Raw genomic sequence first — 14,502 nt, 5'->3', positions numbered from 1 at the left:
TTTTACATATTATTTCTTTCAGCAAATGGTTTAAACTTCTTCGAGTGTTGAGAATCCCTCAGAAAAATCTCCAGAAGTCCATTTCCAGCTTTCGTTAATCCTAATTTTTCCGCTAGATAGTATTTCAGGCTTAGAGTGACAGATTCCAGTTTTCAGTTCATTGGCGACATTGATTTGATGGTAAGAAATATCAAGGCTATCATCGTCATTCACTATTCCTAGAATATGTCCTGAAAGGATGTTAGTGTTGCTATAGTTGCTGGTAAGTACGTTTCCTTTTTGCAGGTAGACGAATATCTGATTTTCTGATAATTCTCCATTTTCTGAATTGGAAACGATTTTAAATTTTCGATTGTGGTAATTGATGCGCATGTTTAGATGTTTAGTTGTCCTTCCAAAACTGAAATGGCTTTGCCTCGAATAAAAACAGTGTTGTGATCACTCAACTCAACCTCCATAAAACCACTCCGTTCGGAGCACTGGAAGGATTGAAGTATTCTCTTATTAAGTTTATCGGACCAGTATTTGGCTAAAAAGGTGTGTGTGCCACCTGTTACGGGATCTTCATTGGTGCCGCTCCACGGCCAAAAGTAACGGGAGTAAAAGTCATATTGTTGGTCATCACTTTTTGCAGTTACCAATACGCCATTAATAGTGTCATGCGATGCGATCAGCTTTTGAAAATCAGGGATGAGGTTTTTGAGTGTATCTGTGCTCGAAATTTCAAGCAGTAGAATATTTGTTTCCGAATTATATTCTGAATTGATGCACCGTGAAATACCTAATGCATTCATAAGGGCATGTGGTGCATTCATTTTTACTAATTCATACACCGGAAATTCCATTTCAATCAAATCGCCCTTGAGATGAATTGGTAAAGTTTTAGTCTCGATGGTTTCGAAGGTCAAGCTAGATCTCCTGTCTAAATCAAAAAGGACTTTTGCAGCTGCCATGGTGGCATGACCACAGAGTGGAATTTCCATTTTTGGAGAAAAGTATCGAATCTTATAATGATCCGCGGACTCATTCAGGAGGATAAATGCGGTCTCAGAAAAACCAAGTTCTTTTGCTATCGAGCGCATTGTTCGCTCATCGAGTTCAGACTCTAGCAAGCAAACTCCAGCCGGATTTCCTTTAAATGCTTCATCTGTGAATGAATCGACAATGTAGGTTTTGATTGTTTTCATTATTGATTCCTTTTATTGACAATGTATACCCCAGAGATGGCAACCAGTCCACCAATGATAAGCAATAAAGATGGAATCTCCTTTACAAGCAGAAAACTAAGAACCACAGAGACTACTGGCACAAAATACAAAAAGGAAGTGGCCTTAGAAGCTGAAAGTTGTGAAAGCACATATGCCCAGATCACATGCCCTAAGGCACCAACGACTATTCCTAGATAAAGTAATGCCAGCATAGATTCGCGTGAAGCATTTGTAACCTCAAAAAGGTCTTTTGAAAACGGCAATAGAAATAGGGTACCTAACCATACGCTATAAGAAATGACAGTTAGTGGAGAATATCTAGTTAAGAGTGGTTTTTGAATTATAAAAAACAGTGCCTGACTGAATGATGCTATGAGTAAGAGAATGATGCCTTGATTCAAATTGAACTCCTGGCTCTCTCTGAAAGCGTGATTAGTCCAACTCCGACCATGCTAATTGCAATTCCAAAGACAGTTCTAAGAATTAGTTTTTCCTTAAGGATTAGAAATGAAAGGATAGTCGTGAAGATCGGAACCGTATTTATTAGGAAGCTGGCAGATCCTGCAGAGATGGTTTGTTGTCCGTAGTTCAAAGCTACGTTGTAAAGCGTGACACCAAAGACACCTGCAAGTACAAAACGGAATTGATCTTTTTTAAGGATTCTTTTTGGCCTCTGAATCAGAGCGATTAATCCTAAGCCAATGGAACTAATTATGAACCTAACGAGCGTGAGATTGATCGGGGTGATATCCTGAAGACCTACTTTGATGGCCACAAAGGAGCTTGCCCAAAAAAAGACTATCAAAGCGATAGAGAAAGATACTTTGCTGCTCATAGCGCCCAAATGAATCTTGATTTACTCAGTTCATTCACTGCCAGTTTAGTGTAAAAAGCAATGGCAGCATGATTGGAAGAAGGCGTTTGCCATTGGATTTCAGAAATGCTGTTTTTAATTGCAAAATCGGCAATATGTCTCATAAAGGCTGATCCAGTTCCCAATCCTCGGGCCTCTTGTTTCAGAAAGAGACAGTCCATATAGAGGTAGGTAGATGCTGTCCATGTAGCATACTGCGCTGTGCATGTGGCGTATCCAATAATTCCTTTTTCATTCTCGGCTACCCAGCACGTCAGTTTGTTTTTAGCAAAAATCAAAGAAGCCAAATTGTCTTTGGTTTGATTTGAAAATGACAATTCAGCTCCTTCATATTCAGCATGCTGTCTGCACATGAGCCAGATTTCATCCATGTCAGCAGGTATTGCATCACGAATTTTCAACATGCACACTTGATTTGTTCGCCATCTTTTGCATGACTCCCAACAGTAGCGTATCCATCAAATTTCCACCACTCCAATCCTCCCATCAGTTCCTTTACTTTGAAGCCCAGTTTAGTCATATTTAAGGCGCCTTTGGTGGAGGCATTGCATCCAATTCCATCACAGTAAACCACATAGGTTTTTGATCTATCTAAGTGACTTGTTGTTTTTTCACTCATTTCTCTGTGTGGTAGATTGATAGCAGTTGGGATATGCTCCTTTTCATACCCAAAGTTCTGTCTGGCGTCAACTGCTATCACATTTTCATTATTTTCAAAGGCAGCAAATAGATCTGATGGATCCATTTCATAGGCTAACTTTTGCTCGTAAAATTTAATTTGTTCGTTCATGAGTTCATTCTTTTTTTGCTAAAATCATTGGTTCTTTTGGTGTTTGATGAGTTTGGTGCTGAGGAATTTTTGAGGGTACCTGAAAAATTATCAGCTTGAAAGAATCGGCCGCATAAAGCTCCGCTCATAGCTGATGATACATTTAGTTTTCACAGCATAGGCATAGGCTTTCAGGCATGCTGGGTCTTGCATACTTTCTGATCGGTATTGTTCGTATGATGCCAAAGAAGGAAAATTGAATAGTGCCAATGCAATATTGTCAGAACCTTCATGTGGGAGGTAATATCCCAGGTGTGTACCACCGAATTGATTAACTAAAGGAATCCACATTTTCGCATAGGTCTCGAATTCGGCGGATTTATAAGGGTCTATGGTGTACTTGATGTAGCATGTGATCATAAGAAATCGTTTGAGTAAAGGTTTCTTGAATTGACCTCACTATCTATTTATTGATTTGAAATTTTCTAATTTTAAACTGAAAAGGTTTCACAATGAGATTTCCTAAAAAGATAGTATTTATGCAAGGACATGGAAGTGAAGTATTTCAGACTAGTAAAGACAATTGCCGAAGAGGGAAATATTGCTAATTCTTCTGAAAAGCTATTTCTCACCCAATCGGCATTAAGTCACCAATTGAGGGAATTGGAGGAGCAGTTAGGTTTCAAAGTATTCCTTCGAAATCGAGGAAAATGGGTATTGACGGAAGAGGGGAAAGAACTTCATGAACTGGCAAATCAGGTGCTCAGTTCAATGTCAATCGGTTTCAGTAAAATCAAGAACCTTAGGGAAAACTCTGCTGGCACCATACGAATGAGCATGGAGTGCTATTCATTTTATCAAGGCATTTCCTCATTCATGCAAAAGATGTGGATGCTCTACCCTGAAATAAAAATTGATCTTTTATGGGAGGGCACGCATCATCCAGTTTCCAAACTAATATCTGCCGAAATTGATGTTGCGGTGGTAACGCAAAAGCCCAAAAATCCTGAATTGACCAGTATTAAAATTTTCGAAGATGAAATTCTAGCGCTCGTACATAGCGAAAACCCTTTAGCAAATAAGGAATACTTAACTGCTGAGGATTTTCACACGGAGCATTTAATTATCCACTCCTATCCTATGGAGACGGTTTCTGTACATGAGTATTTTCTAAAGATTCAGAATGTAGTTCCCAGAAAGATAACAGCTATACCCTTGACTGAGGTATCTCTGGAGATGGTAGGCGCAAATCAAGGCATCATGTGTTTGCCAAAGTGGAATCTAAAATCATTTAAAATTTCAGACGCTATCCAATTCAAGAAGTTGGGAACTCACGGCTTGAAGCGTGAGCACTATCTAATACTTCGTTCTTCGGATTTTTCTAAGAAATACATGGCTGATTTCATTTCAAATTTTGCTGAAAGTTTTGAGGATAGGTCTGAGATATGAAGGCTAACGTCCAACTATCATCCGTAAGCTGGACTTTTCAAATATCTATAAAAGTATCTGATCTCACCAGCCTTTGCAAATAGCTCTGTAGGCTTATGGATGATAGTGTCTGTTAGCGGCTTTAGTGTGTCCTGCGATGGGTTGGGACACTTTCAAATTTAGTTCTTTGAAATGACCCATCATAACTTTAGATGAGATGAGAGTCATTTTCGATGATTTGGATACGAGCCGAGCCCTTTAAACGGTTAACTCGGAGGCCTCACAAAGAAGCAGGAGGAAATGGTTGGACTCTCGGATACGCTTTACTGGAAGTGTTTCCAATCCACTGCACGGTGCTTTCCTTTCAAGGGGTGGTGCTGAACGGATGCAGAAAAGGGGGGAGATATACCCTTCAGGAGAGAGCATAGAAGCTGAACGAAAGTGAACCTACCGATGAGGTGTCGTAAATAACTCTGTTGATACTGAAAACCAATTGGTCGGAAGCGCAATTGGGATAAGAACTGAGATTACCAGTTTATTGACAGTTCCGGTATCCGGCATAAAGGAGGCAGGAGCTATGTTTTGGCTCATCTAAGGAACAGGAGAACCTACCTGTTGGTGCAAAGAGAGAATGCCGAACAGGATGAGGCAGAGAGTATCAATACAACAGAGTAGGGGCGGATCAGCCCGTAGTAGTGCCAGTGTCAAATAAAAGCATGGGAAACCATACTATAGTGAAGGGGCTGACGAATCCAGGAAGCTTTTCCAACTTTGGAGGTTATCACTTTCAAAGGACGAGCATTTATTGCTTTTCCGAAACCTTAACTGGTTTCACGGGTTCGAAGAGCCGTGTGACGGGAGACTGTCAAGCACGGTTCTGTGAGAGGTTTGGGGGCGAGATTCCCCCTTACCTACTCGACGATTTATTGACTCTATACAATAGATAGGCAATATTTATAAAGTATAGAATACCTATAAACTTTAAGAAGTTTCTAAAACTTAAGATTGGATCAATCCATGTGATGCTCTTCTTTAATTTAAATGATTGGGAATTAATTCCGATCGTTTGATTGTTCGATTTTTCAATGAACCCTTTACGATATACTTCATTATTAAATAGACAATCTGCCCAAAGTTCACTTTCATCGATAAGCTCTACCTCAGCAGATTTTTTTATGTCTTCCGTAACAAGTATGTACTCACCACCCTTTTGAGAAAGTTCTATTCTATCTTCATTGAGCAAAATTGCTTGAATGTAGAATGAAGATGCCATGTCAAATACTGGGAAAATGATGGATCGATTATGGAGTTTAAAATCCTTCTCTATTTTCAACTCTTTCGCCAATGTTTCAAGTTCATCTTGTTTGGAGGAAAGAGCATATCGAGGAGATGCGGTATACAAGCGTGAATAGTCAAGTAAGTGTTTCGCAGGTATTAACTTGTCATGATAAATTGTCATAAAATAAGGCAACACCGCGTTTTGACTTTCAATTACGATTTGACAAATCCCCACATTTCCATCGGAGCACATAAGTGTTACTTCTTCCACTGGTATTATTGTTGGAAGTTGGTATTTTGGGAAATCAGAAAAATCTGCGAACTTATAACGGTAGGTATTCAATTGAATCGTTGTAAGTTCCTCTTCTGGAACGATAATAGAACCTGTTGATAAACCAAATTCCCCAAACTCCCTAACCAAAGCCCACCTCCCTTTTTTCTCGTCTAACTGCCCTTTAAATACTGCCTCAACTTTAACCAAGAAATCCTTATAATATAATCCTTTTGAATTGTTCTGGAATTGGTACGGATACTGCACAATCTCCCAGTATCTGCTCACTTTATTTACCTTAACTAAGAATACTCTATCCACCAATTTACTTTCCACAGGGGTTAAGAATTCATCAAGAAAATCAGATTTCTGTTGAGAAAATAGTGAAGATGATACTGTGAATAATATAATAACCAAATGTATTTTGTTCATATAGTGTATTATCTAGGTGGTAGATCCAGTGCGATGGCTATTGAGGAAAAAAACGATTTCGAAATATGAAAGAAATCTCTTCTATTTCTTCTTAAAGTCATATTGAACAGGCCAACTGGAATGTCTATGATTATAAGCCCAATGCCTACGGAAAGGATCAATAAATTTGACACTAGCCATCCTGTAGCAAAATATACTTCAAAGTTACTTGGTGTATAGCCAAATAAGTTAAGTTGGATGAAGCTGTCTGGTTGAATAATGTTTTCATAGTGACCTCCAATTGAGAAAAAACCTAATATCAAAAATGTGACAGTCATGAAGAAGAAAAAAAGGCTAGCCCCAAGTAATCCAGAAACCTTTTTATTCCGTAAACCATTTTTTGAATGACCCCATCTAAAACCTAGAACAAATATTTGATATACCTCCAATAAGAACAGACCTATTGTAATCTTATAGATTATGCCTACCACGAATTTAAGTAGACGTGTCAAGCCTTCTCTTCGTTTAATAATTAAGACATAATAATTACTCATAATATAATTTTTTCATATTGCACATAACGCTCAACTAAAATGAGTATGCGCACGAGTGGCTAAAAGCACCGAGGTTTCTAGTTTGAAATGTCCTTTCAGATGACTCAGTTCGCATATTCATTTTTAGTGTCTGTTATCAGCATCATTTCTTTAATTCAAGCTTGTTTTCTAGGCAGTAAACAATTTTGGGATCTTTGATTTTGTAAGTAGCAAATCCCTTATCCTGCCCAATGTTCTCAATTAACCCAATTCTCTCCATAGCAACGACATAGTTATGTATTGAGCTTCCGATACCTGCAGACTCATTCAACTTATTCTTGGAAAACTCAGGAGAATCTAGTTTAAGTAGGTGAGTTGCATATGAATAAATATCCATCGAATTAGCTCGTGCGTTAGACTTTCTCGGGTAGTATTCATAGTAATTAAAGTCCAAAACGTACCTTTTTAGTGACTTTTCTAAAGCTTCACTCCCAATATTAGGCGTTTTAGGATTTAGCCTATATTGCTCCTCAAACAATATTTTGAATATGTGAATTAAGTCTCTGGGATTAAAGTTTGATAATGCAAATACTTGATCTATCTCAGATGATGATATTTCAGAAGCAAAAGTCTGTTTAAAACCTTTGATGGATTCCTTGGAATAAACGGACAATCTTTGATTAATCAAATTTTCCAAATCTTCCTTTCTCCAACTTAGGTTAGGACAGTAATATTTTTGCGTTCTTACCTTTTCGGAAATGAAGCGAAATGGAGTAGACCAGACAAATATTACGAGCTGAAATTCTGATATGCTAAGAAGATTAGTGTTCGTTAATATAGGTGTTAAAAATATCGAAATCTTATCGGCATCATTTTCAAAACGGTTGTCTTCGTCTAGTCTGTCTAGTAAGATTGTTGGTTTACTATAGCCCATTTTGGTAGCTATTTCTCCTAAACGTTTGAGCAGGCGAAATGAAATGTCTTGATCAAAAAAATCATATTCTACCCCTAGCTTTAATTCTGGGAAATACTCTTGTATTTGATTATCGTTATCAAGTGGTGGTAAAAATGAATAGTGTTTTAGTAGATATTGATAGGTAAGATTCTGACCTATTGTACCAGTAAAATTTAATGGCTTACGAATCAAATTATAAAATCCATTCGCCAATCTTGTCCACGGTGGTATTTGAATAGAGGAAATGCGGTCTTTCAGATTGTTTAATGAAACCGTTGGAACAAATGAGGCAAGAAAGTAAGATAATATCGTTCTGCTTTCCTTATTTAGTTTTAATAGCTTTAATGGATTCCTTCCAACTCGAGCAAGTAACTCTACGACAAAGTTGGATATCAGAAGTTTATAAACTTCTTCATTTGACGGATTTTCAGAAATTTCCGAGAAATCATTTACGATCGTGAATGGTTTGTTTGCTTCTGATAAATTCCTTTTAAAATCCTCCAGTATTGCCGTTTTACCAATTCCACGTTCACCTAGAATAACTATGTTTCTACCCTTTTTAAAGGAGTCAAGGATTGGGTCGTATTCCCCTTGAGAAACAAAAATCTTCTTGGCTATATCTATTTCATCTTCAGTAGTGAAAGTATTAAATGGAAATTCTTTTAATCCAAAAGACTCATAAAACTCTTTATATGTCATATCTCTTGTCCCGTCCTTTTTGCTGATAACTATAATGTAACACGCACTGTGCGCATTATTTTTCATATATATTTTCAGGCGCTTTTTATTCTAACTGGTTGATGCTCAGCTTTGAAAACGACATTTAGTCGTTTGTAGTCGTTTGTAATCGGGTATAATGCGCACACTTTACCCTTTCAAATATACCGTTTCCATCTCAAACACTCTCACTTATCACCCACCCCGCACTCCAGCAGGCCTGAAAGTTGAAACCACCGGTAAGAGCGTCTATGTCCAATACTTCCCCTGCCAGGTACAGGCCGGGGAATCGCCGGGCTTCAAATCGGCTCAAATCTACCTCGGACAGGCTCACTCCTCCGGCAGTTACGAATTCTTCTTTGAAGGTACTCTTACCATCTACCGCATATCGTCCCTGACACAGTTCTTCCACCAGTTTGTTGAGTTGTTTTTTAGAGAGCTCTCCATAGGGTGTTTGTTCACTCACCTCACAGTATGCAAGCATTCGCTCCCAAAATCGCTTGGGCAGATCAAACAAGGGATAATTGATGACCTTACGTTTTGGATTTGCTTCTCTGTATTTCAATAGATGTACCCTTGCATCATCCGGGCTCAGTTCTCCCGGGAAGTTCACCAGGATATCAAATTTGTACCCCAGCTCATTCAGCTCATAAGCTCCCCAAGACGAAAGTTTGAGTATTGCGGGACCACTCAAGCCCCAATGGGTGATTAGGAGTGGCCCTTGCTCCACCAGTTTCGTTCCAGTCACTTTTACTGTGGCATGTTCAAAGGATATTCCCTGCAGGTCTTTGATCCGATTGTCTTTGATGTTGAAGGTGAAAAGAGAAGGAACAATCTCAGTAATATCCAATCCTACTTTTTGAAGCATACTCCACGTAGCAGGAGAGGCACCCGTGGCAACTACCACCTTATCGGCTTCCAGAGATTCATCTGCAGTTTGGATGATCCATTTATTTCCGGACTGCTTCAGCTCTTTCACCACCTGATTGAGCTTTATTTCCACTCCAAACTTTCTGGCTTGATCCAGAAAGCAATCGATGATGGTTTGGGAAGAGTCCGTGGTTGGAAACATCCGTAGGTCGTCTTCCGCTTTGGTAGACACGCCTCTGGCATTTAGCCAGGCCACCATGTCCTCCGTAGAAAATTGCTTGAAGAGGGGATGAAGTTTTTTGTTTCCGCGAGGATAGAACTTCACCAGTTCGGATGGCTGAGTGCGGGCGTTGGTCACATTGCATCGTCCACCGCCGGATACCTTTACTTTTTGCAGCAGCTTCCCGGTTTTTTCCAGAATAGTTACTTGATAGTTCGGGTGCTTCTCCGCAATATTGATGGCGGTAAAGAAACCGGCTGCTCCACCCCCGATGATGATAATTTTCACGAGTCAAATAAAGTCAAAAAATGATGACTCTGCTAGCATGTCATCTCCACGATAGGAGAGATATTTCTTCATGGAAGCAAAGAAGTAAAGATTTCTCGTTGCACTCGAAATGACATATAATAAGATTATCTTCATATCAAATTTTAACCATGCCATATTGTTATTTCGATGGTGCACTGTTGGAGGAGTCCAAGGCACATATCTCCATTCATAATCTGGGTTTGCAGCGTGGATTTGGGATATTCGATCTATTCCGCGGAAGGAGTGGGAAGCCTGTTTTCATGGAAGATCACCTGGATCGGTTTGACCGGTCTCAGGCATTTCTGGGCTTGGATCGGATTATTTCCAAGGAGGAAATTCGGGATGCGGTAAATGGATTGCAGGAGTGGAACGGTTTTCGGGAGTCGGCCTATAGGCTGATGCTGCTGGGGGATGGCAGTGAGGCAGAGGCAAGGCTCAAACCCCTTTTCTATATCACCCAAACAGACCTCTCATTGCACACGAATCCCGACTCGGCCGGGGTGATCCTGTATGAGTATGTGCGTGAATACCCAACGATCAAATCCATCAACTATCTCACAAGTAATCACCTTCATCGAAGAAAAATGGAGGCATCAGCGGTTGATGTAATCTATCATTCGAATGGCTTGATTAGCGAGGCTTCCCGAAGTAATGTTTTCATCGTAAAAGATGGTGCGGTTAAGACACCCGGAGAAAATATACTAGAGGGGATTACCCGAAAACATGTGCTGAGTTTCTGTGGGGAGATCGCTCCCTGCGAAGTGGGGGATGTTACCCTGGATGAATTTTTGGAAGCCGACGAAATCTTTATTTCCAGCACATTGAAAGAAATTTTACCTATTGTAAGTGTGGATCGAAACAGGGTTGGAGATGGTCGAACCGGAGCGATCACTGATCAAATTCGTGAACGTTTTCTCGACTATCTCCATCAATAGTTTACTCGTCTTTCAGACACTTGGCTGGGTTGACATTTGCTGCTCTTAGCGCTTGTGAACTTACCGTCAGCCAGGCAATCAGTAATGAGATCACTGCTGCTCCCACAAATATCCATGGGCTCAGGTAGATTTTGTATGCAAAGCTCTGCAGCCAGATATCCATCAGGTAATATGAAACAGGAATGGCAAGAATGGTAGATACCAGCACCAGTCTGGTAAAATCCTTGGACAACATCATGACGATATTGGAAGTTGTTGCTCCCAGTACTTTTCTGATCCCAATTTCTTTGAGCCTGCGTTCGGCTGTAAAGGCGGCTAACCCGAATAGGCCAAGACATGAAATCAATATGGCAAAGCCTGCGAAATATGTTGAAAGTGTCCCAATTCTTTTTTCTGAATTGTAGAGTCGCTGATATCGCTTGTCCAGAAATTCGTATTCGAAAATGAATCCCGGGCTAAACTGATTGTACAGATCTTCGATGGCGATCATTGTTTCCACTTCTTTGCCAGCCTCCAGCCGCACCGCCACATTCCAGGTGCTTCTAAGCCAGAAGAAAGCAGGGTTCACCTCTGTGTGGATTGACATATAATGGAAGTCTTTGATCACACCCGATAATCTCCAGTAGGGCTGGATTAATCCAAGTGGTGGTTGCTGCATATTTGATATCCGGAGTGTCCAACTTTAAATTCTGTCCCAGAATCCCTGGTGTTGAATTGGTTGCGAATGTTTCATTGTAATAGGTCTGAAACTCCATCACCCGGAAAAGTTGGTCGTCCTTCTCGTGGAATTTGTTGATGGAGAACTCATCCTGCACCCACAAATAGATGAAGAAAGCACATGTCAACCCAGTGGTTAGCCCTACCAAGTTGATGAGAGAAGAAACCTTGTGGCGCAGGAAATTGCGCAGCGTGATCTTTAAGTAGTAGCGCATAAGTAGTTGAGTTTATTTAGAGAGTGGTTGCTGCAACTGAAAGTTGCATTTCCAATGAAATACTTGCCTTGAGGTCAATGGTTACACATATGTTGAGATTTGGGAGAATACTGATAATGGGAGTGGAGCCAATTGCGATAATTTTAGAAGATGAATAATTTACTTTTTATGTCTAAGAAAAAAACATCCAAAAAAGCTCGACTTTATCAGCTAATAATAGTGGTTACAATAATTGCATTGACCTCCCATGCATTCAGCATCCGAAAGATTGCCGCTGACCCGTTGAGTAATCCAATTCTGTTTACACTAGTAGTTCCCCCGATAGCAAGTAGTGGGTCATTTGGTCATCAGCTCGAAACCTTTGGAAATCACCTTACGGGTATGGACGCTGCTCCACGAGGTGGCGATCTCTGTATGATGAGTACAGATGGAACGATCCGCTTCTTGACTGCTGAAGCAGGTTTTGGAGTTGGATCAGGAGCTATTCAGGGAGTTGATGGAATTGCCGTACGGCAGCCTTCCGTTCATTGGAATGGAAGTAAGGCGCTTTTTTCCATGGTGATAGGTGGGCCCACCCAAGCTTTTGATCAGTCATACAGATCCAATCGCTGGCAGATTTATGAGATTACCAATTTGACGGAAGTCGTTAGTGGTATGGCTCCTATCATTCAAAAAATTGCAAATCAGCCTGCATACAACAATGTTTCACCCATTTATGGGTCTGATGGCCAGATTATATTTACATCCGATGTGCCACTCTTCGGAATGGAACATACGTATCCTCAATTCGATGAGTATGAGTCTTCCCAGACCAATACGGGTATTTTCAAGCTTAATCCATCTACTGGCAAGGTTGTACATCTCACCCATTCGCCAAGTGGTGATTTTGATATCCACCTGGCAAAGGATGGAAGAGTGATCTCTACCCGGTGGGAGCATCTCAAAAGAGATCAACAGGCAAGTAACCATAGAGCTGGCAACACCCAATGGCAACCTGTAAACTATGAAAGTGAAGCGCCTAACGCGGCGATTGTAAATGCATCAGCCATTATAGATGGCAAACCTTATGCAGATGCGGATGGTACTCCTTACGAAATATTCCCGGAAGCTTTTGTGCACATAGAAAATGGAATAAACGTTGAGCCTAATCGAGATACGAATGAACCTTTACATGATTTTAATGAGTTCTTGCCATGGGAAATTACCGAAAACGGTGAACGTCATCAAACGATGAATCATGTGGGGAGACATGAATTTGGAGGGGTGTACCAGGAAGGTTCTAAGATCGATGATCCAAACCTTGTATTTGGACTAGGGAATTATTCATCCAATGCATACCGTGAAACTGTTGGATCTGATGCCGGTATTTTTCAGATAAAAGAAGATCCACGACCGGGCAAAGAAGGAACTTTTTATGGTACCTGGTCGCGCGAATTCAAACGCTTTGCTTCTGGCCGAATCTTTGAATTTTCCTTACCAATTGGTGCTAATCCGCAAGATATGGAAGTGGTTGACTGGTCTAGCCCAGACATTGATAATGTGGCAAATGCCGGGAAAGGTCATTTTAGAAATCCGATAATGACCATGGATGGCGTTATGCTTGTTTCACACGCTACTGAGGATGCCTTGTTTGACCAATCACATCCTTACACTTTTAGAATTTGCAAGATGGTAAAGAACACTGCGGATGCTTCGGACACAGAGCATATTCCAGGAAGCTACCTGACAGGAGCTGGGTTGACCAAGGATATTGTTTATTGGGGGGATTCATCTGACCCCATTACAGTAACGGTGCAATTGTCTGAGGTGGGTATTGCAGAGATAGTGACCAAAGATGCTCCAGTGGCATTGCCAACATATGAAGTAGACCCTATTGAGAAATCCGTGTTGGATGAGGAGGCTATCGATCTCGAGGAATTGAGAGCCTGGATGATTGAAAACAATTTGGCAATCATAGCAATCAGAAATGCAACTGAAAGGGATCAGGGAGAAAGCCAACAACCTTTTAATCTAAGAGTGCCCGGAGGGGTGGAATCTATTCCATCTTCTGGAAAAGTTTATGATATATCACATTTTCAAATTTTTCAAGCTGACCTGATACGAGGTTATGGATTGAGAAACTACGATGGCCGGAGGCCGATTGCTACACCGATTCATGATACGGATCAAAGTCCGGTTATTGAAAAATTTAATTTGCTTGATCCACAAGCACCTGAGGGAAGCGTAAAAATTGGTTTGGATGGCTCTATTGCGGCATTTGTGCCTGCAACTCGAGCTCTTTCCTGGCAAACGCTTGCGCCTGATGGTGAGGAGGTTGTACGTGAAAGGCAATGGCTAACCTTTAGTCCTGGCGAGATAAGAACCTGTGAAGGATGTCATGGGATCAACAATAAAACCCATCTGGGTAATGATAAACCGATAAACAAACCCGAGGCACTGAGGGATCTGGTGAAGGCATGGAAAAGTAAAATGGACGGAACCACATTGGGATTGTTGAGTTCTGCGCTGGGCAATGAAATTACGATTGAGAAAATTTTTCCAAATCCATTCAGTAATGAAACGTTGATTCGTTTTTCTCTAAAAGAATCGCAGCTGATCAATGTTTCTATCTATAATATCCAAGGTAAACTCGTCAGAGAATTATCTAACGATGTTTTGAAGCATGGTGAGCACACGCTGATTTGGAAAGGTGAGAATGATTTGGGCGGCAGATGTACGTCTGGTATTTACATGTGTAAATTATCCACAGAAAATGGTGTACACACAAGCAAAATTGTTTTGAAATAGTAACT

The 14,502-nt window shown here is 40.5% G+C and carries 17 protein-coding genes; 3 read left to right on the top strand and 14 right to left on the bottom strand.

The window, feature by feature from the left end; all coding sequences use genetic code 11:
- Nucleotides 1-30: 30 nt before the first annotated feature.
- From RLN88_RS07695 to RLN88_RS07665, 7 genes are all read right to left on the bottom strand, one after another.
- Entirely contained in the window at nucleotides 31-372 is a 342-nt protein-coding gene (locus RLN88_RS07695; RefSeq protein WP_350220810.1) for an avidin-fold protein, read from the bottom strand.
- 2 nt (nucleotides 373-374) lie between these two features.
- Complete coding sequence (locus tag RLN88_RS07690; protein WP_350220809.1) at nucleotides 375-1,187, bottom strand: PhzF family phenazine biosynthesis protein; 813 nt, start codon at nucleotides 1,185-1,187, stop codon at nucleotides 375-377.
- Nucleotides 1,187-1,609 carry a DMT family transporter gene (locus RLN88_RS07685; protein ID WP_350220808.1) on the bottom strand — a complete coding sequence of 141 codons (423 nt, stop codon included), beginning with the start codon at nucleotides 1,607-1,609 and terminating at the stop codon, nucleotides 1,187-1,189. Before RLN88_RS07685 ends, RLN88_RS07690 begins: the two co-directional genes overlap by 1 nt.
- Nucleotides 1,606-2,043, bottom strand: coding sequence for a DMT family transporter (locus tag RLN88_RS07680; RefSeq protein WP_350220807.1), 438 nt, complete (start codon nucleotides 2,041-2,043; stop codon nucleotides 1,606-1,608). The genes RLN88_RS07685 and RLN88_RS07680 overlap by 4 nt, the downstream gene beginning before the upstream one ends.
- Nucleotides 2,040-2,486, bottom strand: coding sequence for a GNAT family N-acetyltransferase (locus tag RLN88_RS07675; RefSeq protein WP_350220806.1), 447 nt, complete (start codon nucleotides 2,484-2,486; stop codon nucleotides 2,040-2,042). Before RLN88_RS07675 ends, RLN88_RS07680 begins: the two co-directional genes overlap by 4 nt.
- Nucleotides 2,480-2,872, bottom strand: coding sequence for a rhodanese-like domain-containing protein (locus RLN88_RS07670; protein ID WP_350220805.1), 393 nt, complete (start codon nucleotides 2,870-2,872; stop codon nucleotides 2,480-2,482). The genes RLN88_RS07675 and RLN88_RS07670 overlap by 7 nt, the downstream gene beginning before the upstream one ends.
- Before the next feature lie 90 nt (nucleotides 2,873-2,962).
- Nucleotides 2,963-3,271 (bottom strand): NIPSNAP family protein, encoded by a 309-nt coding sequence (locus RLN88_RS07665; RefSeq protein ID WP_350220804.1) that lies wholly within the window; start codon nucleotides 3,269-3,271, stop codon nucleotides 2,963-2,965.
- A gap of 129 nt (nucleotides 3,272-3,400) precedes the next feature.
- On the opposite strand from RLN88_RS07665, the gene RLN88_RS07660 reads away from it, so the two are divergent.
- On the top strand, nucleotides 3,401-4,300 hold the full coding sequence (locus tag RLN88_RS07660) for a LysR family transcriptional regulator (protein ID WP_350220803.1): 900 nt from the start codon (nucleotides 3,401-3,403) through the stop codon (nucleotides 4,298-4,300).
- An 886-nt stretch (nucleotides 4,301-5,186) separates the two neighbouring features.
- Here the strand turns inward: RLN88_RS07660 and RLN88_RS07655 are convergent.
- The 5 genes from RLN88_RS07655 to RLN88_RS07635 form a co-directional block, all read right to left on the bottom strand.
- Nucleotides 5,187-6,260, bottom strand: coding sequence for a hypothetical protein (locus RLN88_RS07655; RefSeq protein WP_350220802.1), 1,074 nt, complete (start codon nucleotides 6,258-6,260; stop codon nucleotides 5,187-5,189).
- An 8-nt stretch (nucleotides 6,261-6,268) separates the two neighbouring features.
- Nucleotides 6,269-6,793, bottom strand: a complete 525-nt coding sequence (locus RLN88_RS07650; RefSeq protein WP_350220801.1) for a hypothetical protein — start codon at nucleotides 6,791-6,793, stop codon at nucleotides 6,269-6,271.
- 142 nt (nucleotides 6,794-6,935) lie between these two features.
- Nucleotides 6,936-8,492, bottom strand: a complete 1,557-nt coding sequence (locus RLN88_RS07645; protein WP_350220800.1) for an anti-phage protein — start codon at nucleotides 8,490-8,492, stop codon at nucleotides 6,936-6,938.
- A 130-nt stretch (nucleotides 8,493-8,622) separates the two neighbouring features.
- Entirely contained in the window at nucleotides 8,623-9,822 is a 1,200-nt protein-coding gene (locus RLN88_RS07640; protein ID WP_350220799.1) for a BaiN/RdsA family NAD(P)/FAD-dependent oxidoreductase, read from the bottom strand.
- Nucleotides 9,823-9,825: 3 nt separating this feature from the next.
- Complete coding sequence (locus RLN88_RS07635; protein WP_350220798.1) at nucleotides 9,826-9,957, bottom strand: hypothetical protein; 132 nt, start codon at nucleotides 9,955-9,957, stop codon at nucleotides 9,826-9,828.
- A 14-nt stretch (nucleotides 9,958-9,971) separates the two neighbouring features.
- Between RLN88_RS07635 and RLN88_RS07630 the strand changes: the two genes are divergently transcribed.
- Nucleotides 9,972-10,778, top strand: a complete 807-nt coding sequence (locus RLN88_RS07630) for an aminotransferase class IV (RefSeq protein ID WP_350220797.1) — start codon at nucleotides 9,972-9,974, stop codon at nucleotides 10,776-10,778.
- Between the two features lies 1 nt (nucleotide 10,779).
- On the opposite strand, the gene RLN88_RS07625 is transcribed toward RLN88_RS07630, so the two are convergent.
- The gene (locus RLN88_RS07625; protein WP_350220796.1) at nucleotides 10,780-11,364 is read right to left on the bottom strand and encodes an ABC transporter permease; all 585 of its coding nucleotides are present in this window, start codon (nucleotides 11,362-11,364) and stop codon (nucleotides 10,780-10,782) included.
- On the bottom strand, nucleotides 11,321-11,710 hold the full coding sequence (locus RLN88_RS07620) for a hypothetical protein (RefSeq protein ID WP_350220795.1): 390 nt from the start codon (nucleotides 11,708-11,710) through the stop codon (nucleotides 11,321-11,323). Before RLN88_RS07620 ends, RLN88_RS07625 begins: the two co-directional genes overlap by 44 nt.
- Before the next feature lie 168 nt (nucleotides 11,711-11,878).
- Between RLN88_RS07620 and RLN88_RS07615 the strand changes: the two genes are divergently transcribed.
- Complete coding sequence (locus RLN88_RS07615) at nucleotides 11,879-14,497, top strand: T9SS type A sorting domain-containing protein (RefSeq protein WP_350220794.1); 2,619 nt, start codon at nucleotides 11,879-11,881, stop codon at nucleotides 14,495-14,497.
- Nucleotides 14,498-14,502 lie beyond the last annotated feature (5 nt).

Source organism: Ekhidna sp., from assembly GCF_040223195.1.
Classification (GTDB): domain Bacteria; phylum Bacteroidota; class Bacteroidia; order Cytophagales; family Cyclobacteriaceae; genus Ekhidna.
The sequence above is the reverse complement of the archived record's forward strand: the minus strand, read 5'-3'. Positions and strand labels throughout refer to the sequence as shown.